Below are 23,569 nucleotides of genomic sequence, written 5' to 3'. Positions count from 1 at the left end.
GTCCGTGCCCGGGTGGGATGATCGCTCCCGTGGTTCCCGACACCTCCCCGTACGACGCCCTCCTGCTCTTCTCGTTCGGCGGCCCCGACGGCCCGGACGACGTCCTGCCGTTCCTGCGCAACGTCACGGCGGGCAAGAACATCCCCGACGAACGCCTGGCGGTCGTCGCGGAGCACTATCACCACTTCGGGGGGGCCAGCCCGATCAACGGGCAGAACCTGGCGCTCAAGAAGGCGCTGGAGGGCGAGCTCGCGGCCCGCGGTCTCGATCTGCCGGTCGTGTGGGGCAACCGCAACTGGACGCCGTACACCCGCGACGCCCTCGCCGCCGCGCACGCCGACGGCGCGCGGCGCCTCCTCGCGATCGTGACCAGCGCGTACTCGTCCTACTCCGGCTGCCGGCAGTACCGCGAGGACCTCTGGGCGTCGCTGGACATGCTGGCCGACGACCTCGGGCTCCCGGACGGTGAGCACCCCCTCGTCGTCGACAAGGTCCACTCGTACTTCAACCACCCGGGCTTCGTCGAGGCGAACATCGACGCGGTGGTCGAGGCGTACGGAGGCGTCCCGTCCGACGCGCGGCTGGTGTTCGTCACGCACTCGATCCCGGACACCATGGAGGAGGCCTCCGCCGTCTCGGGCGCGGCGTACAGCGCGCAGCACCTCGACGTCGCGGCACTCGTCGCGGCGGGTGCCTCGGAGCGCCTCGGGCACCCGGTCGCCTGGGACCTGGCCTACTGCTCGCGGTCTGGTCCGCCCAGCCAGCCGTGGCTCGAGCCCGACGTGAACGACCACCTCACCGCGCTCGCCGCCGACGGGGTCACCTCGGTGGTCCTGTCGCCGGTCGGGTTCGTCTCCGACCACATGGAGGTCGCGTTCGACCTGGACACCGAGGCGCTCGCGACCGCCGCCTCGCTCGGCCTGACCGCGGTCCGTGCGGACTCGGTGGGGACGCGCGAGCCGTTCGTGCGCGGGCTCGTCGACCTCGTCGTCGAGCGTGCCGCCTCGGCCCGTGCCCTCGATGCCGGCCTGGAACCGTCGCCCGACGTGTCCGTCGGCACCCTTCCCGCGTTCCGGGACGTCTGCCGCCCGGGCTGCTGCCTGATGCGCGCCGGCCGGCCGAGCGGCATCCCCGCCGCCTGCTCCACCGAACCGCTGTCCTGACCCTCCTTCTTCGACGACCTGGAGATCCTGCGATGACGCACGACAGTGCTGATGCCGAAGCCCTCAACGCGACCGTCCGTTACACCATGTGGACCGTCTTCGCGCTCGAGGAGGTGCTGCCGCAGAGCGACCGCGACCGCGGCGACCTCATCGACGACGCGCTGAGCGCGGTGGCCGACGACGGCCTGGTGATCCGCGGCTGGTACGACGTGGGCGGGCTGCGGGCCGACGCCGACCTCATGGTCTGGTGGCACGCCGAGACCGTCGAGGAGGTGCAGGGCGCCTACCAGCGGTTCCGGGCCACCGACCTCGGCCGCCACCTGCTGCCCGTGTGGTCCGTGGTCGGGCTGCACCGCCCCGCCGAGTTCAACCGGTCCCACGTCCCGGCGTTCCTGGCGGGCGAGCCGGCCGGCGACTACCTGTGCGTCTACCCGTTCGTGCGGTCCTACGACTGGTACGTGCTGCCCGAGGACGACCGGCGACGCATGCTCGTCGAGCACGGCCAGGCCGCCCGCGGCTACGCGGACGTCCGCGCCAACACCGTGTCCGCGTTCGCGCTGGGCGACTACGAGTGGATCCTCGCGTTCGAGGCGCCGGAGCTGCACCGGATCGTCGACCTCATGCGCGACCTGCGTGCCACCGACGCCCGCCGGCACGTGCGCGAGGAGGTCCCGTTCTACACGGGCCCGCGTGTCACGCTCCAGGCCTGGGCGGACCGGCAGCCGCGCGGCTGAGCCGGTCCTCGCGCGGGGGCGCCCACGCCCTGCGGCGGTGCCATGATCGGGTCATGGTCGAGCTCGCGGGGACATGGCGGTTCACGGCGGTGCAGGGTGCGGACGTCACGGCGGGGCTGCGCTCGGCGCCCTTCCTGACGTTCGACGGCGACGGGCAGGTGTACGGCGACGCCGGGGTCAACCGCGTGCGAGGCACGTGGGCTGGCCGGTAGGCGCCTCGTCTTCGGGCCGATGGTCTCGACGATGATGGCCGGCCCGCCCGAGGCGACGACCTGCGAGCAGCGGATCCTGCGCCTGCTCGCCGACCCGGTCGAGGTCATCGCCCCCGACGGCGACACCATCGAGCTGGACGGCTCGGGCGGCGCGGCGACCCTGGTCCGCGAGGCGACGATGGGCCGGGATCCCGTCTAGCGCCGCGGCGCGACGAGGTGCACGAGGCACCACCCGACGAACAGACCGATGAGCACCGCGAACGTCCAGGTCGGCCCGTTGCCGAGCATGGGTTCCGTCGTGCAGGTCGCCGTCTGGTCGGGACCGTCCGCAGCGGCAGCGCAGTGCCGGTACGCACGACGAACAGCAGCGCGATCACGAGGCCGGCGACGACCGCCGCCCCGAGCCAACCCCAGCGTCCGGACATCCCCGAACGCTAGAGCACGGGCGCGCCAGCGGGGCAGCACCCGTTCGGGGTGCGGCTAGGGGCGTGCGGTCGTCTGAGCGCCGACCGGCGCCACGGCGGCCGGCCAGCGGGCGGCGATGGCCTCGATCGTGTGCTGGCGGGTGGCGAGGTCGAAGGCGGTGCCGGTGAGCATCAGCTCGTCGGCCTGCGTGCGGTCCACCAGTGCGGCCAGCTCGTCGACGGCGCGGTCGGCCGTCGTCGCGATCTGCGTGCCGGGGAACTTCTCGAAGAACTCCGCCGCCTGGACGGGGTCGATCTCGCCCAGCACCGCGGCGGCGTCCTCGGGGGAGACGATCGGGCCGAGCGGGCGGCCGGACCGCAGGGAGAGCGCCATCACGCGGCTGGGGCCGGCGAGGTAGAGCGCCTCCTCGTCGGACCCGGCCACGAGGACCGACGCCGAGACCATGAGGTGCGGGCTGTCGAGGACGGCCGACGGCCGGAACGAGGTGCGGTAGGCGTCGGCGGCCTGGAGCGTGAGCCCGGTGTTGAAGTGGTTCGCGTACGAGAACGGCAGGCCGAGCTGGCCGGCCAGCTGGGCGCTGAACAGCGACGACCCGAGCAGCCAGACCTCGGGGGCCGAGGTCGCGGCGGGCGTCGCGGAGAGACGGGAAGCCCGGAGCGAACCAGCGTGACCGGTCACCGGGACGCCGAGCAGGACGAGCACGTCGATGAGCTCGGCGGGGAAGTCGTCGGCACCCAGTCCGTCCACCGTGCGACGCAGAGCGGCGGCCGTCATCGGGTCGGCGCCGGGCGCACGGCCGATGCCGAGGTCGACGCGGCCGGGGTGCAGCGCCTCGAGCATCGCGAACTGCTCCGCCACCACCAACGACGGGTGGTTGGGCAGCATGACCCCGCCGGACCCGACGCGGATGCGGTCGGTGGAGGCCGCCAGGTGCGCGAGCAGCACGCCCGGCGAGGTGGACGCGACGGCCGCCATGGAGTGGTGCTCGGCCACCCAGAACCGCAGGTAGCCGGCCTCCTCGGCCGTGCGGGCCAGGGCCGTCGACGCGGCGAGGGCGTCGCCGGAGGACTGGCCGACCGAGACGGGGGCGGTGTCGAGGACGGAGAGAGGCACGGGAGTCACGTCGAGTCGTAACGCTCGGCGCGCCCCGGGTACTCCCTCAGGGGTAGAGGCCCCGGATCTGGTGCGCCTCCGCGACCCGTCGGACCCCGATCGTCAGCGCCGCGTCGCGCAGCGAGATCGACTCAGCCTGCGCGAGCGCGGCGACGGCCCGGTGGGCCGTGATCATCCGGTGCTCCAGACGGTCCTCGATCTCGCGCTCCGTCCACCAGTACGCCTGGTTGGCCTGCACCCACTCGAAGTAGGACACGACGACGCCGCCGGCGTTGGCGAGGATGTCGGGCACGACGACGACGCCGCGCTCGCCGAGGATGCGATCGCCCTCGCTGGTGGTCGGCCCGTTGGCGCCCTCGACCACCCAGCGCGCCTTGACGTTGACCGCGGTCTCGGCGTCCAGGACGCCCTCGACCGCCGCCGGGACGAGCACGTCGACGTCGAGGGCCAGGAGCTCGGTGTTGTCGATGGGGTCGCCGCCGTCGAAGCCGACGACGTGGCCGGTCAGCTCGACGTGCCGGAACAGCTTCGCGATGTCGAGGCCGTCGCTGCGGAACACCCCGCCGGTCTCGTCGGACACGGCGACCACCCGCGTCCCGGCGTCGTGCAGGAACCGGGCCGCGTGCGACCCGACCTTGCCGAAGCCCTGGACGGCCGCGCTGACCTCGCTGAGCTGGACCCCAGCGTCCCCGAGCGCCGCGGCCGCGGCGTGCACCACGCCGCGGGAGGTGGCCGTGGCCCGACCGAGCGAGCCGCCGACGGCCACGGGCTTGCCGGTGGTGACGCCCGGGATCGTGTAGCCCTGGCTCACCGAGTAGGTGTCCATCACCCACGCCATGGTCTGCTCGTTGGTCCCGATGTCCGGCGCCATGATGTCGCGCTCCGGACCGATGATCGGCATGATCTCGCTGGTGTAGCGGCGCGTCACGCGTTCGAGCTTCCTGCATCGAGTGCTGCCGCGGATCGATGGTCACGCCGCCCTTGGCGCCGCCGTACGGCACGTCCACCACCGCGCACTTCCACGTCATCCACATGGCCAGCGCGCGGACCTCGTCGATGTCGACCGAGGAGGAGTACCGCAGCCCGCCCTTGCCCGGCCCCCGGGAGATGTTGTGCTGGACGCGGTACCCCATGAACAGCTCGACCTCACCGTCGTCGCGCCGCAGCGGCACCGCCACGTTCATCTCGCGGCGCGGCGTGGCCAGCATCTGGTGCAGGCCCTCGCCGTAGCCGAGGATCTCGACCGCGGACGCGAGCTGCGCCTTGGCGGTGTCGAGCGGGCTGGCGGGTGCTGGGGTGTCTGTGAGGTCCGTCACGTGGGACACCTTGTCATCTCACGCGGCGCGCGCACGGGACGCCCGAGGGGCGAGCCGCCGGCGTCCACGCTACGGGCTCACTGATCTGGCCCTCCGGCTGCCGAGGGCAGAGACTGGGCGGATTCCCGACGAAGGAGCGGCATGTCGCAGGACGTCACGCACGATGCGGTCCGGCTCGCCCGCGAGTGGCTCAGGGCGACCGCGCAGGGGCAGTCGGCCCACGAGCGCAGGACGACCGAGCGGCTCGCGGCGCTCGTCGCCGATCCGCAGGGGCTCGAAGTCTCGCCGTGCGGTTCGTCGACCGGGTGGCCCGGCCGCAGGACGTCCGCGTGGCGGCGCGCGAGCTGGCCGAGCTCTCGGCCTCCTCTGCCGGGTTCCTGGGCCGCGCCGACAAGGCGTTGCTGGGGATCGGGTCACGCATCGGGCCGAGGATGCCGTCCGTCGTCGTCCCCGCGGCGCGCGAGCGGCTGCGGTCGCTGGTGGGCCATCTGGTCGCCGACGACGGTCCGGGGCTGGCCAAGCACCTCGCCCGGACGCGTGCCGACGGCTTCCGGCTCAACCTGAACCTGTTGGGGGAGGCGGTGCTCGGCGAGCGCGAGGCGGTCGCCCGGCTCGCCCGGGTGACGGCGCTCGTCGAGCGACCGGGCGTCGACTACGTGTCGGTGAAGGTCTCCGCGGTAGCCAGCCAGCTCTCGACCTGGGACACCGAGGGGTCCGTGGCGCGGGTGGTCGAGCGGCTGCGACCGTTGTACCTCTCGGCCGCCCGTAGCGGGACGTTCCTCAACCTCGACATGGAGGAGTACCGAGACCTCGCGCTGACGGTCCGGGTGTTCGAGCGGCTCGCGTCCGACCCCGAGCTCGCGGACGCGCCGATGGGGATCGTGCTGCAGGCCTACCTGCCCGACGCGTCCGACGCGCTCGACGAGCTCACGTCCGTCGCAGGGGGCCGGTCCGGGGACGCCCGCCTCAAGGTGCGGCTGGTCAAGGGTGCCAACCTCGCGATGGAGCAGGTGGAGTCCGAGCTGCACGGCTGGCCGCAGGCGCCGTACACGACGAAGGCCGAGGTCGACGCCGCCTACCTCCGGCTGGTCGACCGGGCCCTGTCGCCGGAGCGGACCCGGCACCTGCGGGTGGGCGTCGCCAGCCACAACCTGTTCCACGTCGCCGCCGCGCACCTGATCGCGCAGGAGCGCGGGATCGGCGAGGCGCTCGACGTCGAGATGCTGCAGGGCATGGCCCCCGCGCAGGCCAGGGCCGTGCGCGACACGGTCGGCTCGGTCCTGCTCTACACGCCCGTGGTCGCGCGGGGCGACTTCGACGTCGCCATCGCCTACCTGGTGCGTCGGCTCGAGGAGAACGCCGCCAGCCAGAACTTCCTGCACGCGTTGTTCGCCGACGAGGCCGCGATGGACGCCCAGGAGGCCGCCTTCGTCGTCGCGTACCGGGACCGGCTCCTTCCGTCGATCGAGCCGCGCCGGGTGGCCCGACCGCCGCTGGACTTCTCCGACGCCTTCGCGAACACGTCGGACACCGACCCCGCGGCCGCCCTGGCGCGGGCGTGGGCGCGGGGCATCGTCGAGCGCGAGATCGAGCCGCCGCCGGGGGCGGTGGTCGTCTCGACCGTCGAGGAGGTCGACGCGCTCGTCGCACGCGCGGTCGCGACGGCTCCGGCGTGGGCGTCGGTGTCTCCCGCCGACCGCGCGAAGGCGCTGCTCCGGGTCGCCGAGTCGCTGGAGGAGGCCCGCGCCGACCTCGTCGCGGCGATGGTCCACGAGGCGGGCAAGACCGTGGCCGAGGCCGACCCGGAGGTCAGCGAGGCGGTCGACTTCGCGCGCTACTACGCGGACTCCGCGGCCGCTCTCGCCCAGGTCCGCGGGGCGGTGCACACGCCGGTCGGCATCTCCGTCGTGACCCCGCCCTGGAACTTCCCGGTGGCGATCCCGGTCGGCTCCGTCCTCGCCTCGCTGGCCGCGGGAAGCCCGGTGCTGGTCAAGCCCGCGCCGCAGACGCCGCTGTGCGGGCAGGTGGCGATGGCCGCGATCCAGCGCGGGCTGGACGCGCCCGGCGCGCTGACCGTGGTGCTCAGCCCGGAGGGGGAGGTCGGCCGGCACCTGGTCACCCACCCCTCGGTGGCCCGCGTCCTGCTGACGGGCTCGATCGAGACCGCCCGCCTGTTCGCCGGATGGCGCCCGTCGCTCGACGTGCTCGCCGAGACCTCGGGCAAGAACGCGTTGGTCATCACGCCGTCCGCGGACGTCGACCTGGCCGTGGCCGACCTCGTGCGGTCCGCGTTCGGGCACGCCGGTCAGAAGTGCTCGGCCGCGTCGCTGGCGATCCTCGTCGGCACCGCCGGCCGCTCGGACCGCCTGCGCCGTCAGCTCGCGGACGCGGTCTCGTCGTTGCGCGTCGGCCCGTCGACCGACCTGGGGAACCTGGTGGGCCCCCTGACCGAACCGGCGAGCGGCAGCTTGCTGCGCGCGCTGACGACGCTGGACGAGGGGGAGTCCTGGCTCATCAAGCCCCGCCGCCTGGACGACGAGGGCCGGCTCTGGTCGCCGGGCGTGAAGTTCGGCGTCCGGAGCGGTTCCTGGTTCCACACCACCGAGTGCTTCGGGCCGGTGCTCGGGATCATGTTCGTCGAGACCCTGGACGCCGCCATCGATGCCCAGAACGCCGTCCCGTTCGGCCTCACGGGCGGGCTGCACTCGCTCGAGGAGGCCGAGATCACGCGCTGGCTGGACCGCGTCCAGGTGGGCAACGCGTACATCAACCGGCACATCACGGGCGCGGTCGTGCGCCGCCAGCCCTTCGGCGGCTGGAAGGCCTCGACCGTCGGGCCCGGCGCCAAGGCGGGTGGGCCGGCGTACGTCGCGCAGATCGGAGCATGGTCCGACGGGCCCGACGTCCCCACGCCCGAGGACGCGTGGCTCGCCTGGGCGGCGGCCGACGACGACCGGGTCTGGGCGTCCGACTTCTCGCTCGAGCACGACCCGTCCGCCCTGCGCGTCGAGGCGAACATCCTGCGCTACCGACCCGTCCCGCTGCTGACCGTCCGGGTCGGCGACGGCGCGCGGGCGTCGCACGTCGCGAGGGTCCGGCACGCGGCCGCGACCGCGGGCGTGCGCGTCACCGTCAGCACGATCCAGACCGAGCCGCACGAGCGGTTCGCCGCTCGCGTCCGCGACGGGTGGGTCACGGGCCGCGTCCGCGTGGTCGGTGACGCACCGGGCCTGCGGGAGGCGGCCGTGACGCGTCTGGGGGAGGTGACGGTGCTGGACGCCCCGGTCGTGGCCAGCGCCGCCCGCGAGCTCCTGACGGTCGTCCGTGAACAGTCCGTCAGCCGCACCCTGCACCGCTTCGGCCACGTTCCGCCGTCGACCGAGAGCGCCTGAGCGAGTCCGCCCCAGGTCCACGACGTGTGCGTTGCGCGCGTGAACGACCCGCGCAACGGCGCGCTCGGGCCTACGCCGAGGCGCGGATGACCAGCTCGGGGGCGAAGATCAGTGGCTCGGTCGGGGGTGCGCCGTTCAGCTGGGCGAGCAGGCGGGCGCCTGCGGCGCGGGCCATGGCGACGACAGGCTGGATCACGCTGGTCAGCGGCGGGACGGTCGACGCGGCGACGCCGAGGTTGTCGTAGCCGACGACGGCGACGTCCCCGGGCACCTCCTTGCCCTGCTCCGCCAGCACGCCGAGCGCGCCGGCGGCCATGAGGTCGGAGGCGATGAACAGGGCGTCGATGTCGGGGAACCGGGCGAGGATCTCGCGTGCGGCGGCCGTGCCGGATGCCAGCGTGAAGTCGCCGTACGCGATCGCGTCGTCGGCCATCCCGGCCGCCGCCATGGCGCTGCGCCAGCCGGCCAGACGGTCGATCCCGCCTGACATGTCCTGGGGGCCGGCGATGGTGCCGATGCGCTTGTAGCCGCGCTCGATGAGGTGCTGCGTGGCGATCCGGCCACCCTCGACGTTGTCCGTGTCGACGTACTGGACGCCACGGTCGTCGGCGGACAGCGGCCGGCCGACGAACACGTTGGGCACGCGGGACGCCTGCAGCGCGCGATCGAGCTCGTCGTTGCGGTGGTGCGACACCACGATCGCGCCGTCGACGTGCCCGTTGCGCAGGTACCGCACGGTGCGCTCGGACTCGCCGGGTCGGGCGATGACCAGGACCACCTGGACGTCGGAGTCGGCCAGCGACGTGCTCAGGCCGTTCAGGGTGCCGGCGAAGAACGGGTCCGACAGGACGCGCTCGTCGGGCTCGGGCACCACCAGGGCGATCGAGTCGGTGCGTCGGGTGACCAGCGACCGGGCTGCACGGTTGGGCGTGTAGCCGAGGTCGGCGACGGCCAGCTCGACCGAGGCCTGCGCCTCGGGGGACACCCGCAGGCCCCCGTTGATGGCGCGCGACGCCGTCGAGCGAGACACCCCTGCGCGCTCCGCCACCTGCTCGAGCGTGGGCGCCGGAGGGCGCCCGTCCTCGATCTGTTGCGTCACGTTCTCGACCACCGTTGGTCTTCCCTCCTTTGGCTGCGTGAGCAGCGACGGCGTTGCCCGGCCAACGCGCGGGACCAGTGTTCCGGTCGTCGCGTCAGCCTGTCACGGATGCTCAGCCCGTGACCGTCAACCCTTGACGGCGCCCTGCATGATTCCGGCGACGAGCTGACGGCCGGCCACGACGAACAGGATCAGGAGCGGGATCACCGACAGGACGACGCCGGCCATGATCAACGACATGTCCTTGAAGTAGGTCGCCTGCAGCTGTTGCAGGGCGATCGGCAAGGTCGGGTTGGTACCGCCCAGGATGATGAACGGCCAGAAGTAGTTGGTCCAGGACGCCACGAACGTGAAGAGCGCGAGCATCGTGGCCGCGGGCCGCGCAGCAGGCAGGGCGATGCTCCAGAACGTCCGGATCATGGAGGCGCCGTCCACGCGGGAGGCCTCGATGAGCTCGTACGGCAGCGCCTGCTCGAGGTACTGGGTCATCCAGAACACCCCGAACGCGGTGACCAGGCCCGGCACGATGACCGCCTGGATCTGGCCGATCCAGTGCAGCTGCTTCATGACGAGGAACAGCGGCACGACGCCGAGCTGCGTGGGGACGGCCGTGGTCGCGATGACGAACACCAGCAGCGGCCCGCGACCGCGGAACCGGAGCTTGGCGAACGAGAACCCGGCGAGCGTCGAGAACAGGACCACCGACAGCGACGTGACGACGGCGATGATCACCGAGTTGGTGACGGCCTTCCAGAACGCGACGCCCGAGTTGAGCACCCGGTTGACGTTCTCGAAGAAGTGCCCACCCGGGATGAGCGACGGGATCGGGTGCCGCGCGATGTCCGGTGCCGTCGACGACGCCAGCAGGAACGCGTAGTACAGCGGGTAGAACGCGATGAGCACCACGATGGTGAGCAGCACGTACGTGACCCATCGCGGCCGGCGTTGCGTGCCGCCCGGTTCCGGCGTGCGGCCGCGCTTGCGGGCCGCGCTGCGTGCGGCGCCCTTGCCGGCGAACTGCTCGATCGAGGCGACCGACGGCGTACCGCCCATCTCGCCACCCTGTCCGGCGCTCAGGATGCTCATGCCCGGACCTTCTTCCGCTTCTTGCCGCCCTGCTGCTCCGAGGAGATCCGGCGGGTGATGAGGTAGTTGACGATGCCGATGGCGACGATGATCAGGAACAGCAACCAGGCCACCGCGGCGGCGCGACCGAAGTTCTTCTGCGCCCAGCCCAGCTGGTAGATGTAGTTGGTCAGCGTCAGGTACTGCTGGTCGGAGCCGCCGCGCCCGAACTGGTCGAACATGCGGGGCTCGTCGAAGATCTGCAGGCCGCCGATGGTCGACGTGATGATCACGAAGATGATCGCGGGGCGCAGCATCGGGATGGTGACCGAGAAGAACTGCCGCACGCGGTTCGCGCCGTCGATCAGCGCGGCCTCGTAGATGTCCCGCGGGATGGCCTGCATGGCCGCGAGCAGGATGAGGGTGTTGTAGCCGGTCCACCGGAAGTTGACCATGGTCGCGATCGCGATGTGGCTGGCCAGCACCTGCGAGTGCCAGCGCACGGTGGGGATGCCGAGGTCACGCAGGATCTGGTTGATGACGCCCGACTGGTCGGCGAACATCTGCCCGAAGATCAGGGCGACGGCGACCGGTGCGACCACGTAGGGGACCAGGACGCCCATGCGCCAGAAGGTCTTGGCCCGCAGGTTCGCATCGAGGAGCGCGGCGATGACGAGGGCCATCGCGATCTGCGGGATCGAGCTCAGCAGGAAGATCGACAGGGTGTTGCGGACGGCCTTCCAGAAGATCTGCTGCTGCAGGACCGTCGTGAAGTTCTGGAGCCCGACGTAGTCGCCCTGGCCCTTGATGAGGCCCCACTCGTGCACCGAGACGAACCCGGTGTACAGGAGCGGGAACAGGCCGGTGACGATGAAGAGCAGGAAGAACGGAGAGATGTACAGGTAGGGCGAGACCTTGACGTCCCAGCGCCCGATCCTCTGCGAGAAGCCGGCGCGGCGCGGTGTCCGGAGCTTCGCATCTCCGGCCGGGGACCCCTGCAGCTGCGGGGTTCGGGTGCTGGTCATGGCGGGTCCTTCAGGTGCTGGGGTGTGTCGAGCAGGACGACGGTGGCACACCGGGGCCGGGCGGGGTAGGCCCACGCCCGGCCCAGGTGCTCACGAGTCGTCAGCCGAGGTCGTTGACCGCGGTCTCGAACTTGGCCCAGGACGAGGCGGCGTCATCGGTCTTGTCGACGTCGACCCGGGTGTAGGCGTCACTGAGAGCGGCGCTGATCGGGAAGTAGTTCTCGCCGCGGAACGGCTGCTTCGAGATCGGGGCGAACCGGTTGGAGAAGATCTTCCCGGTCGGAGCGCCACCGAAGTAGGCGTCCGTCTTGCCGGTCACGGAAGCGTCCGTGGTGGCCTTGGTCTGGCTCGGGAAGTTACCGAACTGGACGAACACCTTCGCGGCCTGCGCCGGGTCGGTCAGCCATGCGGCCAGGTCGGTCGCGGCCTGGACGTTCTTGCCACCCTTGGGAACCAGGAGGAAGGAGCCGCCCCAGTTGCTGGCGCCACCGGGCATGACGTCCGCGACGTCCCAGTTGGTCTGGTCGGGCGCGTTGCCGGCGATGATCTGCGTCATCCACGGCGGGCAGAGCTGCGTGGCCCAGCCGTCGGTCTTGAACGCGTCGGTCCAGTCCTGCGACCACTGGCCGAGGTGTGCCGACTCGGCGAGGACCTCGGGGCTGGTGAGCTGGTCGTAGACGGCCTTGGCCTTGGAGTCGTCGTTGAGCACGGTGATGTCACCGGTCTTCGGGTCCTCGTACGGGGCCGCGAGCTGGTTGATCATGCCCTGCGACAGCGCGCCGATGGAGTCGAACCAGGCAGCGCCCGTGTTCTTCGCCATGAACTGCTGGCCGACCTTGAAGTAGTTGTCCCAGTCGCCGGTCAGCAGCTTGGCGACGGACTCGCGGTCGCTCGGCAGGCCGGCCTTGTCGAACAGGTCCTTGCGGTAGCAGATGGCCTCGGGACCGGAGTCGGTGCCGTAGCCGATCAGCTTGCCGTCGCCGTCCGTGGCCATGTCCGTCTTCCACGTGGGCCAGCGGTCCTTGACGGAGTCGGAACCGAGGTCCGCGAAGAAGCTGGAGGACGAGATGCTCGGGCATCCAGTCGCCGTCGGCGGCCACGATGTCGTCGGTCACCGTGTCGGTGGCGATCGAGTTCTCGACGGCGGCACGGGCGTTGTCCGACGTGTCAGCCTTGTCGCTGACGATCTTCACGTTCGGGTGCAGCTTCATGTACTCCGTGTACAGGTCGGCGTACCCGAACTCGTTGAACGTCGCCACCTTGAGGGTGACGGGCGCGTCCGACGATGCGGACGACGACGAGTTGTCGCTGCTGCCGCCGCCGGAGGAACACGCCGAGGCGAGCAGGGTGATGCTGGCGACACCCGCAGCTGCCGCCCACATCTTGCTAGAGGTCTTGCGCACAATGACTCCCTTGTCAGTCGGACGGCGTCCTCGCCGTAACCCGAGGGCTCCCGTGGTCGCGCCACGCCGCGGTGCGTGGTCGGACCCCGGGTGGGCCTGGTGGACCCGGCGTGGTCACGCTCCCATCCGCAGAGTGCGGGAGCGTTCCCACGCGTTGCGGAGAACTGTCGTCGGAGGCCCACCGGGTGTCAAGCAGCCGGACGTGTCGTGATGCCGTGGTAGCGATCCCACGCCTGTAGACGTGCAGGTCAGAGGATCTTTACCGCGAAGGACGCGTTACCGAATCGTTACGGGCCTGACGGGCCGTTTGTGACCTGGTGAACCCGATCGTGGGAGCGTGGTCACGCCCGCCTCACGCGTGGTCGGCGATCCATCGGCGCGCCACGTCCTGCTCCACCTCGAGCGCGGCCCGCACAGCACCGGCCGTCGCGTTCTCGATCGCGGCGCCGAACAGCGGGACGGTCGAGCGAAGCTCGCCGTCGTAGCTGACGATGCTCGCGTCGGGCCCGGCGGGCACCAGCCGGGTGCGTCCGCTGAGCCGGACCGGAGCCCCCACGATGTCCAGCGCCACGGTGCCGATCCGCGAGCCGTCCGACTCCGGCGCCTCCCAGGCCTCCACCTGTCGGACGTCGATGCTGCTGCCGACGAAGCTGCGCAGGTGCGAGGGGATCGTGTCGGTCGGCAGCGACCGTCGGGTGGTGACCGTGAACGCCGCCTCGGGCGACCCGGTGATGTCGACGTGCTGCTCGAGCGCGCCGCTCGCCCGGACCTTCGCGTGCACGTACTCCGGATCGCTCAGCAGGCGGGCCACGTGATGGGCTCCGGTCGGCAGGTCCAGGGTCACGTTCAGTCGCACGGGAGATCCTTCTGATGCGTGGTGGTCGTTCGAGGGTAGCCGAGTCCGTCCGGCGTCCGGGTCCGGGGCGGACCTCGCGCCACCTACCCTTGTCCCGTGTCCACACTGAGCACCCTCGTCGCTCGTCACGCGGCGCTCGACGGCCCTGACCTCGAGTGGCTGCACCTCCTGGTGGGCGACTGGCAGGTGCTCTCGGACCTCGCGTTCGCGGACCTCGTGCTCTGGCTGCCCACCGCCGACGGCGACTTCATCGCCGTCGCCCAGTGCCGTCCCTCCACCGGCGCCACCGTGCACTACGACGACGTCGTCGGGTCCTCGGCGCCCGAGGGTCAGCGCCCGCAGCTGCAGCGGTCTCTCGACGAGCGCGCCGCGCAGCGCTCGCGCGAGCCCCGCTGGTTCGGCTCGTACGCGGTGCGCGAGGAGGCCGTCCCGGTGGTGCGCAACGGCCGGCCGATCGCCGTCCTCGCCCGCCAGACCAACCTCGGTGGCGCGCGCACCCCCAGCCGCCTCGAGCTCAACTACGTCGAGGCCGCCGACGACATCTTCGCGATGGTCGGCCGCGGGGAGTTTCCCGCGCCGGACGCGCCCACCGGCCCGCGCCGCGGCGCACCGCGCGTCGGCGACGGGCTCGTGCGGCTCAACTCCGAGGGCGAGGTGCTCTACGCCAGCCCGAACGCGCTGTCCTGCTTCCACCGGCTCGGCGTCGTGGGGGACCTGGTCGGCCGCTCGCTGGTGGAGGTGACCGCGGACCTCATCTCCCAGGAGGACACGGTCGACGAGTCGATGCCGCTGGTCCTCATGGGCCGCGCGCCGTGGCGGGTCGACGTCGAGTCGCGGGGCGTCGCCCTGTCGCTGCGCTCCGTCCCGCTGACCGAGCACGCCCAGCGCGTCGGCGCCGTGCTCCTGTGCCGTGACGTGTCCGAGCTGCGGCGGCGCGAGCGCGAGCTCATCACCAAGGACGCCACGATCCGCGAGATCCACCACCGCGTGAAGAACAACCTGCAGACCGTGGCGGCGCTCCTGCGGCTGCAGTCGCGGCGGATGAGCAGCCCCGAGGCGCGCGAGGCGCTGGGCGAGGCCATGCGCCGCGTCGCGACGATCGCCCTCGTGCACGAGACCCTGTCGCAGACGCTCGACGAGTCGGTGCCGTTCGACGATCTGGTCGGCCGCAGCCTGCGCCTCGCCGCCGACGTCGCCACCGAGGGTGCCCACGTCCGGACCACCGTGCGGGGCTCGTTCGGGTCGATCCCGGCGGAGGACGCCACGGCCCTCGCGCTCATCCTCACCGAGCTGGTCACCAACGCCGTCGAGCACGGGTTCGAGGGCCGCGAGTCGGGGACCGTCGAGGTGATCGTGGACCGGCAGGACGACGTCATCCGCGTCGAGGTGGCCGACGACGGCTCCGGCCTGCCCCCTGACCGCGCGGACGGCGCCGGCTCCGGGCTGGGCACGCAGATCGTCTCGACCCTGGTCACCAACGAGATGCGCGGCACCATCGCGTGGTCGAGCCGCGAGGGCGGCGGGACGTCGGTCGTCATCGAGGCGCGGTTGCGGGCCCCCCGCGACGCGGGCTCGCTCATCTAGTCGTTGCCGCCCGCGACGCGGGCACGCTCATCCAGTCGTCGCGTCCCGCCAGGCGCGCGCTGACGTGGGCTCGTTCACCAGTCGTCGCGTCCCGAGGCGCGCGCAGACGGCCCGGTCGGGCAGGTGCGGTGGGCGGCGGGTCGCAGCGGCGAGCCGGGTCGGGCCGGTACGTGCAGGTTGCGGACGCACGAACGCCGCGCACCCGTGGGGTACGCGGCGTTCGGAGTCGCTCGAGGTCAGCCGGCGCGGCGCTGGCGCGCGGTGCGGCGCTTGAGCGCACGGCGCTCGTCCTCGGACAGGCCGCCCCAGACGCCCGCGTCCTGGCCGGTCTCGATCGCCCACTTCAGGCAGGTGTCGACGACGGGGCAACGGCGGCAGACGCCCTTGGCCTCCTCGATCTGCAGCAGGGCGGGTCCGGTGTTCCCGATCGGGAAGAACAGCTCGGGGTCCTCGTCGAGACACGCCGCGCGGTGGCGCCAATCCATGAGTTCTCTCCTAGGCACGCGTCGGTCCGGCGCCCGGGGTCTGGGCGCGCGGGACACAACACGAAATCGGGGGGTGGTTGCCGGGGGGCTTGTGGTGCTCTCACAAGGGTCACATCCGTCCGGCGTCCGCACAAGGGGTTACGGGAAGGTTTCATGTCGGTAACGACTGAGGCGTTCGTCACACCTGTCCCGAGACCGTGGGTGAGCGACGTCACGGCGTCGTCGCAGGTCGGAGGCTATGTAGGACGTATGTCCAGGTCAGAAGCCCGGTCTGACCTCCCCGTTCGCAACACCTGGTGTTCTGAGACGCCTCGGCGACGTGGTATCGCGGAGCGGGAAACCGGCGCCCCGATACGCGGTGGCATGTCCGACCGTCCGCCGCGACGAGTGCTGCCCGGCAGTCTCTAGGCTCGTCGCGTGACCGGAACCCGACCGCCCGTGCTGCTCGTCGTCTGCTGCCTGATCGTCCTGGAGGCTGCGGCGTTCGCCGGGCTGGGGCTCGCGCTGGCGGCGGCGCTCCTGCGCGGGCGGGCGTCGATGCCGGGTGCGACGGCATTCCTCACCGTGTGCGCGCTCGGTGTCGCCGGGCTCCTCGGCCTGTGCGCGCGTGGGCTGTGGAACCGGCGCCGCTGGGCCCGCTCCCCGGTCATCATGTGGCAGATCCTGCTCGTGTGCCTCGCGGTGTTCGAGTTCGGCGCGCAGCCTGCGGCCGCGTCGGTCGTCATCGTGATCGCCGGTGCGATCGGGTGCGGGCTGCTGCTGCCGCCGGTCGTCCGCGCGACCACGCCCCCGCCGGAGCCTCAGTCGAGGTCGTAGACCTGCACGGGGATCACGTCGCGGCCGGTCACGAGCGCGCCGCGTCCGACCGTGCTTCGGCCCGGTTCCGCCAGCCAGCGGGCCCTGGGGCCGACGAGCTCGAGGGACGCCGCGTCGTGGAGATCGAGGACGAGGACGCGTCGGCCCCGCAGGAGCCCGGGCAGCGCGCCGCGGTAGGCGCCCGCCGCGGCCTGGGAGGTGCTGGTCGCGACGAGCCGCACCCCCGGGGCCGCGACGACGAGGTCCGGGTGCTCCCGCTCGAGCTCGTCGAGGTCGTCGACGAGCAACGTCACGGCACCGCCCACCTCGCCGACGCGGGTCGCCTCGATCCTTGGGAAGCCGCTCAGGACCGGCGCCGCCGAGCCGCTCGTCAGGCAGAGCACGGGGTGCCCCGCACGGACCAGGCCGTGCCCGATGACGGCGAGCGCCGTGCTGCGACCCGAGCCCGGCGGACCCGCGACGAGCAGACCCCGAGACACCTCGACGCCGACCGGCGACGCGTCGTCGCCACCCGGCCCGAGCGGCACCTGCCACGAGCCCGGAGCGCCTAGCTCGCGGGTGCCCGGCGAGCCGTCCGGGGCAGCCGACGCACGCGGACGACCGACGGGTCGGGCGCTGCCGGCGGGTCCACCGGTTCGGGCGGCAGCGCGACCTGGACGAGCTGCGGGCCGGCGGGGCCCAGATGAATGGCGCGTCCGGGCGTCGCGCGCGCGCCGGCGAAGGCCGGCGGCACACCGGCGAGCGAGTCGAGCAGGGGGTCGGCGACGGGGAGGACCAACCGGTCCCGGAACGCACCCGCGTGCTGCGCGGCCACGGCGCCGACGTCGGCCGTCGCCGCGAGCGCCACGCCGCCGGCCGACCGACCACCCCGCCACAGCGCCGTCAGCCGGTCGGCGCCCGCACCACGCGCGACCTCACCGAGGGCAGCGAGCACCAGGTCGACGCGGTCCAGCAGGAGCAGGCCGCCGGCGCCGTCCAGGAACTCGAGCAGGCGCGCCGTCTCCACGGCGTCGTCGACCGCCAGCGTGCTGCCGAGCATGCCGTGCGAGTCGCAGGCCCGCAGCCCGGCGATCGCCTCGTCAGACAGACCGACCGCGTGCACCCCGCGGCCCTGCGCGAGGGCACCCGACCCGACCGCGACCAGCGTCGTCGACCGGCCCGAGCGTGGTCCGCCGAGCACCAGCAGGTGCCCGGCCGCGGGATCCCAGCGGACGGACCCACGGCGCTGCTCGTCGGGCAGGTCCGCGACCGCGAGCGCCAGACCGGGACCGGCCCCGACCTCGTGCGAGGCGACGACGGCCGGCAAGGCGGGCAGCCACGGTCGACGCCGGACCGGCCGGCCTGCCGCGGCGCCGACCGCCGCGGCCACCCACGCGGGGACGGCGTCGGGGTCGCGGGCCGTGGTCGGCGGCGTCCACCGTGCCTCCGTCGAGCCCCATGGCGGCGCGAGCCGGACGGGCGGAACCGCCCGTTCGGTCGTGGCACGGGCCACCTGCACGGCCTCGAGCGCGCGCGAGCCTCGGCGCACCAGGGCGCGACCCGGGGTGCGCGGGTCGATCGCCGCGGCGTCTGGGGCGTCGAGGACGTCCGCCGAGTCCGCGGCGTCCGCGACCCGCAGGGCGACGCGCAGGCTGACGTTCGCGCGCAGGTCGGCGCCGATCGCGCCCGCCGGCCGCTGGGTGGCCAGCACGAGGTGCACACCGAGCGCCCGCCCCTGGGCCGCGAGCCGGGCCAGCGCGGCGGCGGCCTCGGGGACGTCCTCGGTGAGCGCCCGCAGCTCGTCCACCACGACGAGCAGCCGCGGGGGCGTGTCCGGTTCAGCCGGGTCGAGCTCGTCGAGGTCGCGCGCCCGGGCGGCCACGAGCACTCGTTCGCGGCGGCGGAAGCTCGGCCCTCAGCCCGCTGAGCACCCGGGTGGCGTGCGCCGCGTCGAGGTCGGTGACGTGCTCGAGCACGTGCGGCAGGCCGGCGACCGCGCCGAGCCCGGTGCCGCCCTTGAAGTCGACCAGCAGGATCGAGAGACGGTCCGGCGGGTGCGTCAGGGCGAGCGCCAGCACGATCGTGGTCAGGAGCTCGGACTTGCCCGCGCCCGTGGTGCCCGCGATCAGCGCGTGCGGTCCGTCGGCCACCAGGTCCACCGCCACCGGCCGGCCGGCGGAACCGGTGCCCAGCGCGACGACCAACCCGGGCCGCGGCAGGTCCCAGACCGCGGCGAGCGCGGCGGGCGCCGGAACCGGGATGCCCGGCTGAGCGCCGAGCGTGGCTCGCGCCGGCACGTCGGCGCCGCCCTCGAGCGCCGCCCGCAACCCCGCGGCCCGTCGCACCTGGGACTCGGCCGTGGGGACGCTGACGGCCCGCCGTGGCACGGGGGAGACCCGGCCGTCCGGGTCGTGCACCCGCACGGAGCCGCGCGACACCTCGATCCTGGACCGGCACCACGCCGGCACGTCGGCGGCGCTGGCCGCCAGGAGCACCACCCGCTGGCGGGCAGGTGCGGTCGACCTCCAGCGCGCCACGGCCGCGGGATCGGAGGGATCGTCGACGACGACGACCGACGGGAGGTCGTCGTCACCCGGGAGCTCGCCCGGCGACCGACCGGCCCAGACGCACCACGACCAGTCGTCCGGACGGCCGCTCCGCACGACCAGCGACCCGCGCAGGTGCGTGCCCAGCGCGGCGAGCACGACGCCCCTGGCCACGGGCAGCGCGAGTGCGCGCGGTCCGACGACCGCGACCGTGCCGCCGGGGTCCCAGGGGACCGACGCCTCGACCGGCTCGTCGTCCGGCCGCGCCCGGACGGTCGCAGCGACGAGGCCCGCGGGGTCCGTGATCGGGAGGACGGCCGGGCGCGGTCGCCGCCGACGCAGGCGCACGGCGCCCAGCGGACCGACCAGGCCGACGAGCGCGAGCAGCGGCTGGTGGACCGCGACGGCGAGCGCGGCCGACCCGATCAGCGGCGTCAGCCACGTCGCGACCGCCGGGCGCGCGGCCGCGGGCGTCGGAGCGTCGACCGCCGCAGGGGTGCGAGGACGCAGGGCATAGGTGACCGCGCCGACGGTTCGCTCGGCGCAGGCGCGCCAGCGACGCGAGCGGCGGCCGGTGCAGGCCCGGACCCGGTCGCCGCGACGCCGCACCGTGAACCCCGGCCCGATCGCCACGCGGACGCGGTCGGGCAGCCCGACCAGGGCGCCGCTGTCGGGTCCGGCGACCACCGCGACGTGCCAGTCGAGGCGGAGCGCCTCCTCGGCCGACGGACGCGCGACCGGCCCGAGGCTCAGGACGCACCCGTGCACGAGGGGCGGCTGGCCCGCCACGTGGGCCTCGTCGAGAACCTGGTCCGCGACGGCGAGCCGGTGCCCGGTACCGGCCCACGCCGGGTGCCCGCTGACGCGGGCGAGCCCGGGCCGCAGGTCGGCCAGCGCGGTGCCCGGCACGACGTCGACATCGGTGGTGACGGTTCCGGCGCCGCGTTCGGGGTCGGGGTGGAGGAGGGTGACGCGCACCCGGCGACGATGCCCCGAACGCCGTGACGGTGGGCGCCCCTGTGCACGACGCGGGCCGGCGGCGGGGCCGTGGTCGCGTCAGTCGACGCCCAGCGCCGCGACGGGCGAGGTGCGCGCGGCGGCGCGCCCGGGCAGCACCGACGCGAGCAGCCCGGCCACGACGGAGACGAGCAGGACGAGCCCGAGGTCGCGCCAGGGCACGGTGAGCAGCACGTTGCCGATGCTGCCGAACACCACCTCGGCACCGGCCCACCCGTACAGCAGCCCGAGGCCCACCCCGAGCAGCGCGCCGACCCCCGCGATGAGCATCCCCTCGACCGCGAGCATCCACCGCAGCTGGCGTCGGGACAGCCCGATCGCCCGCAGGGTCGCCGACTCGCGGCGCCGTTCCAGGACCGACAGCGACAGGGTGTTGGCGACGCCGATCAGCGCGATGAGGACGGCGACCGCGAGCAGCCCGAGCACGATGCCCAGCACGGAGTCGACCACCCGGTCGTTGCTGACGCGCTGCGCGGCGGCGCTGGTGATGTCGAGCGCGTTGCCGGGCAGCGCATTGCGGACGTCCTGCAGCACCGTGCCGGGATCGGCACCCGGGTCGAGGGAGAGCCACATCGCGGACACCGGCGCGTCGGGGGCGATCCGGTCGAGGGTCGCGGTCGTGACGAGCGCCGAGGTCCCGCCCAGGTCGGTCGGCACCGCACGCACCGTCACCGGTGACCCGCTCGTCGTCGCCGTGCCGTCGCTGTCGTAGGTGACGAGCGAGACGGTGACGTCACCGGTCGGCACGCCGTCGTCCTTCGCCCACGCCGGCAGGAGCAGGGTGCCGTCGGTCAGACCGTCCACCAGCGACCGGTCGCGGACCACTGTGGCGGCGTCGCCATCGACGGCGGCGGCCAGGATCCCGGTGTCGCCCAGCTGGACCTCGGCCGTGCGCACGGCCACCATCGTCCGGATCCCGTCGACGCCGCCGAGCGCGCGTCGCACGTCGTCCTCGTTCATCCGCACGGAGCCGTCCCCGAGCCGGCCGTCGACGACGAGGTCCACGGGGTAGCGCGCGTCGAGCTCGCGGTTCATCGTCGTGCGCGCGCTGGCCGCACCGGTGCTCATCATCACGACGAGCGTGACGCCGATGAGCAGGGCCGTGCTGGTCGCGGCGGTCCGCCGTGGGTTGCGCACGGTGTTCGCCGCAGCGATCCGAGCGCTCGTCCCCGTCGAGGCCAGGCCGCGACCGAGCAGGGCCACGATCTTGGGCACCCAGAACACCGCGCCGAGCAGCACACCGACGAACGACGTGGCGCCCGCGAGCATCCCGAGCCCGAGCAGGGGACCCGAGGCCGACCCGTTCCGCCCGGACACCACGACCACGAGCAGGAGGAGTCCGGCGCCCCCGACGGCGAGCAGCAGCGAGACCGCCAGCCGGATGCGCCCGGTGCGGGCACCGACCACGGGAGCGTCCACCGGCCGCAGCGCGGCGACAGGTGCGACGCGGGTGGCCTCGCGCGCCGGCACGAGCGACGCGAGCACCGTCAGCAGCGTGCCGACCAGGAGCGGCGCCAGGACGACGGCGGCCGTGATGCTGATCGTCGCCGGGAGTGCGACGCCGAGGTCGACGCGGTTCAGGACGGTGAGCGCTGCCTGCGCGAGCACCGACCCTGCGATCACCCCCGCGACGGCGGACCCCACGCCGAGGATGGTGGCCTCGAGCAGCACGGAGTCCCGCAGCTGCCGCTTGCTGGCCCCGACGCAGCGCAGCATGGCCAGGGTCCGCGTGCGCTGCGCGACGAGCACCTGGAACGTGTTGGCGATGACCAGGGCCGCGACGAGCATGGCGACCGCGGCGAACCCGAGCACCGCCGTGACCAGGACGTTCCCGCCGGTGCGTCGCTCGACGGCCTCCGCGGCTGCCTGGTCGCGGGTGAGTGCCCGGGCATCGTCACCGACCAGCGGGGCGAGCGCCACCTGCAGCTCGGCGGCGGAGACGCCGTCGGCCGCCGCGACCAGCGTCGTCGGGCTGGTGGACAGGTCCTGGAACCTCGAGAGGTCCGCGACGGTGATCAGGCCGGCGCCCCCCGACTGCGACCAGGCGTGCCGTGGGTCGTCGGTGATGCCGACGACGCGAGCGGAGAACGACCCACGCCCGCCCGAGCCGAGCGGCGCGACGTCGAGGGTGTCGCCGACGTCGACCTGCAGCGCGGCCGCGGTGTCCGCGGGCAGGGCGATCTCGCCGGCGTCGACGGGGGCGGCGCCGTGGGCGATGGTCAGCGAGGCGAGCCGCGGGTCCGAGGGTGCGGTGAGGAGGTTCTGGGCCCGCACCCGGCCGGCGTGGCGGAGCTCGAGGGTGACGGGGTCGAGGATGTCCACGGCGGCGACGTGGGGGTCGCTGGCCACCGTGCTGCGTTCGAGCGGCGTCAGGGCGCCGCGCAGGACGACGTCGGCGTGAGCGTAGGTGGCGGTCAGGGCGTCGTACCCCGTGCGCGTGATGACGCCGCCGGCGATCAGCGTGGCGGCGAGGAACGCCGAGCCGATCGCGACGGCGACCGCGGCGGCGGACAGCCGGCCCAGGCTGCGGCGCATCTGGGCGAGCGTCAGGCGCAGCATCAGCGGACCGCCGCCTGGTCGAGCGTGCGCAGCGCCTCGAGGCCCATGAGCACGGACTCCGGCGTCGGGTTCTCGATGTCCCCGGCGATCCGGCCGTCGGCCAGCAGGACCACACGGTCCGCGTAGGCGGCTGCGGTCGGGTCGTGCGTGACCATGATGACCGTGCGGCCCAGCTCGCGCACCGACCGGCGCAGGAAGCTGAGCACCTCGGCGCCGGAGCGTGAGTCGAGGTTGCCCGTGGGCTCGTCGGCGAACACCACCTCCGGCCGGGCGATGAGCGCCCGGGCGATCGCGACCCGCTGCTGCTGGCCGCCCGACAGCTCGCTCGGCCGGTGCGTCAGCCGCTGCCCGAGCCCGAGGGTCTCGACGAGCGTGTCGAACCACTCGCGGTCCACGGCCGTCCCGGCGAGCTTCCAGCGGCAGCAGGATGTTCTGCTCGGCCGTGAACATGGGCAGCAGGTTGAACGACTGGAACACGAAGCCGACCCGGTCGCGTCGCAGGCGGGTGAGGGCGTCGTCGCCGAGCGCGGTGATCTCCGTCTCGCCCAACCAGGCCGTGCCCGACGTGGACTGGTCGAGACCGGCCAGCACGTGCATCAGCGTCGACTTGCCGGAGCCCGACGGACCCATGATCGCGGTGAAGGCCCCGGCGGCGAATTCGACGTCGACCCCGTCGAGCGCGCGCACCTGCGCGGCGCCGCGGCCGTACACCTTGGTCAGGCTGCGGGCGCTCGACGCGGGCGCAGCGGGCGGCTGCTCGATCGGGCGGTAGACGGTCG

The 23,569-nt window shown here is 73.4% G+C and carries 19 protein-coding genes and 2 pseudogenes; 8 read left to right on the top strand and 13 right to left on the bottom strand.

Features of this window, described 5'->3' with window-relative positions; all coding sequences use genetic code 11:
* The first annotated feature begins 17 nt into the window (after positions 1–17).
* From AC38ZX_RS15545 to AC38ZX_RS15530, 4 genes are read left to right on the top strand one after another with little or no spacing between them, the layout of a single operon-like run.
* The gene (locus AC38ZX_RS15545) at positions 18–1,163 is read left to right on the top strand and encodes a ferrochelatase (RefSeq protein ID WP_491295103.1); all 1,146 of its coding nucleotides are present in this window, start codon (positions 18–20) and stop codon (positions 1,161–1,163) included.
* A 32-nt stretch (positions 1,164–1,195) separates the two neighbouring features.
* Positions 1,196–1,897, top strand: coding sequence for a hydrogen peroxide-dependent heme synthase (hemQ, locus tag AC38ZX_RS15540; RefSeq protein WP_491295102.1), 702 nt, complete (start codon positions 1,196–1,198; stop codon positions 1,895–1,897).
* 53 nt (positions 1,898–1,950) lie between these two features.
* Positions 1,951–2,109 (top strand): META domain-containing protein, encoded by a 159-nt coding sequence (locus AC38ZX_RS15535; protein WP_491295101.1) that lies wholly within the window; start codon positions 1,951–1,953, stop codon positions 2,107–2,109.
* Positions 2,110–2,128: 19 nt separating this feature from the next.
* Positions 2,129–2,308 carry an META domain-containing protein gene (locus tag AC38ZX_RS15530; RefSeq protein ID WP_491295100.1) on the top strand — a complete coding sequence of 60 codons (180 nt, stop codon included), beginning with the start codon at positions 2,129–2,131 and terminating at the stop codon, positions 2,306–2,308.
* Between the two features lie 281 nt (positions 2,309–2,589).
* Here the strand turns inward: AC38ZX_RS15530 and AC38ZX_RS15525 are convergent, their stop codons facing one another.
* Both AC38ZX_RS15525 and AC38ZX_RS15520 read right to left on the bottom strand, forming a co-directional pair.
* Positions 2,590–3,648, bottom strand: coding sequence for an LLM class flavin-dependent oxidoreductase (locus AC38ZX_RS15525; RefSeq protein ID WP_491295099.1), 1,059 nt, complete (start codon positions 3,646–3,648; stop codon positions 2,590–2,592).
* 46 nt (positions 3,649–3,694) lie between these two features.
* Positions 3,695–4,964, bottom strand: a pseudogene (locus AC38ZX_RS15520) (Glu/Leu/Phe/Val family dehydrogenase).
* 287 nt (positions 4,965–5,251) lie between these two features.
* Between AC38ZX_RS15520 and AC38ZX_RS15515 the strand changes: the two are divergent.
* Positions 5,252–8,356, top strand: a complete 3,105-nt coding sequence (locus tag AC38ZX_RS15515; RefSeq protein WP_491295098.1) for a bifunctional proline dehydrogenase/L-glutamate gamma-semialdehyde dehydrogenase — start codon at positions 5,252–5,254, stop codon at positions 8,354–8,356.
* A gap of 70 nt (positions 8,357–8,426) precedes the next feature.
* Here the strand turns inward: AC38ZX_RS15515 and AC38ZX_RS15510 are convergent, their stop codons facing one another.
* The 5 genes from AC38ZX_RS15510 to AC38ZX_RS15490 all read right to left on the bottom strand — a co-directional run bounded on the left by AC38ZX_RS15510 (position 8,427) and on the right by AC38ZX_RS15490 (position 13,804).
* Positions 8,427–9,455 carry a LacI family DNA-binding transcriptional regulator gene (locus AC38ZX_RS15510; RefSeq protein WP_426592803.1) on the bottom strand — a complete coding sequence of 343 codons (1,029 nt, stop codon included), beginning with the start codon at positions 9,453–9,455 and terminating at the stop codon, positions 8,427–8,429.
* A 126-nt stretch (positions 9,456–9,581) separates the two neighbouring features.
* Positions 9,582–10,541 carry a carbohydrate ABC transporter permease gene (locus tag AC38ZX_RS15505; protein ID WP_426592802.1) on the bottom strand — a complete coding sequence of 320 codons (960 nt, stop codon included), beginning with the start codon at positions 10,539–10,541 and terminating at the stop codon, positions 9,582–9,584.
* Positions 10,538–11,545 (bottom strand): carbohydrate ABC transporter permease, encoded by a 1,008-nt coding sequence (locus AC38ZX_RS15500; RefSeq protein ID WP_426592801.1) that lies wholly within the window; start codon positions 11,543–11,545, stop codon positions 10,538–10,540. The genes AC38ZX_RS15505 and AC38ZX_RS15500 overlap by 4 nt, the downstream gene beginning before the upstream one ends.
* Positions 11,546–11,645: 100 nt before the next feature.
* A complete protein-coding gene (locus tag AC38ZX_RS15495; RefSeq protein ID WP_491295097.1) occupies positions 11,646–12,539 on the bottom strand; it encodes an extracellular solute-binding protein in 894 nt (297 codons plus the stop codon).
* Between the two features lie 761 nt (positions 12,540–13,300).
* Positions 13,301–13,804 (bottom strand): DUF2505 domain-containing protein, encoded by a 504-nt coding sequence (locus AC38ZX_RS15490; protein ID WP_426592799.1) that lies wholly within the window; start codon positions 13,802–13,804, stop codon positions 13,301–13,303.
* Between the two features lie 96 nt (positions 13,805–13,900).
* Between AC38ZX_RS15490 and AC38ZX_RS15485 the strand changes: the two genes are divergently transcribed.
* Positions 13,901–15,388 (top strand): sensor histidine kinase, encoded by a 1,488-nt coding sequence (locus AC38ZX_RS15485; RefSeq protein ID WP_426592798.1) that lies wholly within the window; start codon positions 13,901–13,903, stop codon positions 15,386–15,388.
* A gap of 236 nt (positions 15,389–15,624) precedes the next feature.
* Here the strand turns inward: AC38ZX_RS15485 and AC38ZX_RS15480 are convergent, their stop codons facing one another.
* The gene (locus AC38ZX_RS15480; RefSeq protein WP_028044865.1) at positions 15,625–15,873 is read right to left on the bottom strand and encodes a WhiB family transcriptional regulator; all 249 of its coding nucleotides are present in this window, start codon (positions 15,871–15,873) and stop codon (positions 15,625–15,627) included.
* 417 nt (positions 15,874–16,290) lie between these two features.
* Between AC38ZX_RS15480 and AC38ZX_RS15475 the strand changes: the two genes are divergently transcribed.
* Positions 16,291–16,689, top strand: coding sequence for a hypothetical protein (locus AC38ZX_RS15475; protein WP_491295096.1), 399 nt, complete (start codon positions 16,291–16,293; stop codon positions 16,687–16,689).
* On the opposite strand, the gene AC38ZX_RS15470 is transcribed toward AC38ZX_RS15475, so the two are convergent.
* The 5 genes and pseudogenes from AC38ZX_RS15470 to AC38ZX_RS15450 all read right to left on the bottom strand — a co-directional run bounded on the left by AC38ZX_RS15470 (position 16,674) and on the right by AC38ZX_RS15450 (position 23,420).
* Positions 16,674–17,216 carry a P-loop NTPase family protein gene (locus AC38ZX_RS15470; protein WP_491295095.1) on the bottom strand — a complete coding sequence of 181 codons (543 nt, stop codon included), beginning with the start codon at positions 17,214–17,216 and terminating at the stop codon, positions 16,674–16,676. The two genes, AC38ZX_RS15475 and AC38ZX_RS15470, sit on opposite strands and share 16 nt — an antisense overlap.
* A 20-nt stretch (positions 17,217–17,236) precedes the next feature.
* Entirely contained in the window at positions 17,237–18,550 is a 1,314-nt protein-coding gene (locus AC38ZX_RS15465; RefSeq protein WP_491295094.1) for an FtsK/SpoIIIE domain-containing protein, read from the bottom strand.
* Positions 18,507–20,192, bottom strand: a complete 1,686-nt coding sequence (locus AC38ZX_RS15460) for an FtsK/SpoIIIE domain-containing protein (protein WP_491295093.1) — start codon at positions 20,190–20,192, stop codon at positions 18,507–18,509. Before AC38ZX_RS15460 ends, AC38ZX_RS15465 begins: the two co-directional genes overlap by 44 nt.
* Positions 20,193–20,270: 78 nt before the next feature.
* Positions 20,271–22,790: an FtsX-like permease family protein gene (locus AC38ZX_RS15455; protein ID WP_491295092.1), complete on the bottom strand. Its 2,520-nt coding sequence runs from the start codon at positions 22,788–22,790 to the stop codon at positions 20,271–20,273.
* Positions 22,790–23,420, bottom strand: a pseudogene (locus AC38ZX_RS15450) (ABC transporter ATP-binding protein). The gene AC38ZX_RS15455 and the pseudogene AC38ZX_RS15450 overlap by 1 nt, the downstream one beginning before the upstream one ends.
* Here AC38ZX_RS15450 and AC38ZX_RS15445 point away from each other — a divergent pair.
* Positions 23,320–23,562, top strand: a complete 243-nt coding sequence (locus AC38ZX_RS15445) for a hypothetical protein (protein WP_491297541.1) — start codon at positions 23,320–23,322, stop codon at positions 23,560–23,562. The pseudogene AC38ZX_RS15450 and the gene AC38ZX_RS15445 overlap by 101 nt on opposite strands.
* Positions 23,563–23,569 lie beyond the last annotated feature (7 nt).

The organism is Cellulomonas sp. McL0606 (assembly GCF_058248365.1).
Note: the sequence above shows the minus strand (reverse complement) of the source record. Positions and strands in the feature narration are given on the sequence as shown.

What these genes read in the sequence shown, in the direction of transcription:
- AC38ZX_RS15505 (WP_426592802.1), bottom strand. Translation starts at nt 10,541, where the DNA reads ATGAGCATCCTGAGCGCCGGACAGGGTGGCGAGATGGGCGGTACGCCG.
- AC38ZX_RS15480 (WP_028044865.1), bottom strand. Translation starts at nt 15,873, where the DNA reads ATGGATTGGCGCCACCGCGCGGCGTGTCTCGACGAGGACCCCGAGCTG.
- AC38ZX_RS15495 (WP_491295097.1), bottom strand. Translation starts at nt 12,539, where the DNA reads ATGGCCACGGACGGCGACGGCAAGCTGATCGGCTACGGCACCGACTCC.
- AC38ZX_RS15535 (WP_491295101.1), top strand. Translation starts at nt 1,951, where the DNA reads ATGGTCGAGCTCGCGGGGACATGGCGGTTCACGGCGGTGCAGGGTGCG.
- AC38ZX_RS15530 (WP_491295100.1), top strand. Translation starts at nt 2,129, where the DNA reads ATGGTCTCGACGATGATGGCCGGCCCGCCCGAGGCGACGACCTGCGAG.
- AC38ZX_RS15455 (WP_491295092.1), bottom strand. Translation starts at nt 22,790, where the DNA reads ATGCTGCGCCTGACGCTCGCCCAGATGCGCCGCAGCCTGGGCCGGCTG.
- AC38ZX_RS15545 (WP_491295103.1), top strand. Translation starts at nt 18, where the DNA reads ATGATCGCTCCCGTGGTTCCCGACACCTCCCCGTACGACGCCCTCCTG.
- hemQ (WP_491295102.1), top strand. Translation starts at nt 1,196, where the DNA reads ATGACGCACGACAGTGCTGATGCCGAAGCCCTCAACGCGACCGTCCGT.
- AC38ZX_RS15500 (WP_426592801.1), bottom strand. Translation starts at nt 11,545, where the DNA reads ATGACCAGCACCCGAACCCCGCAGCTGCAGGGGTCCCCGGCCGGAGAT.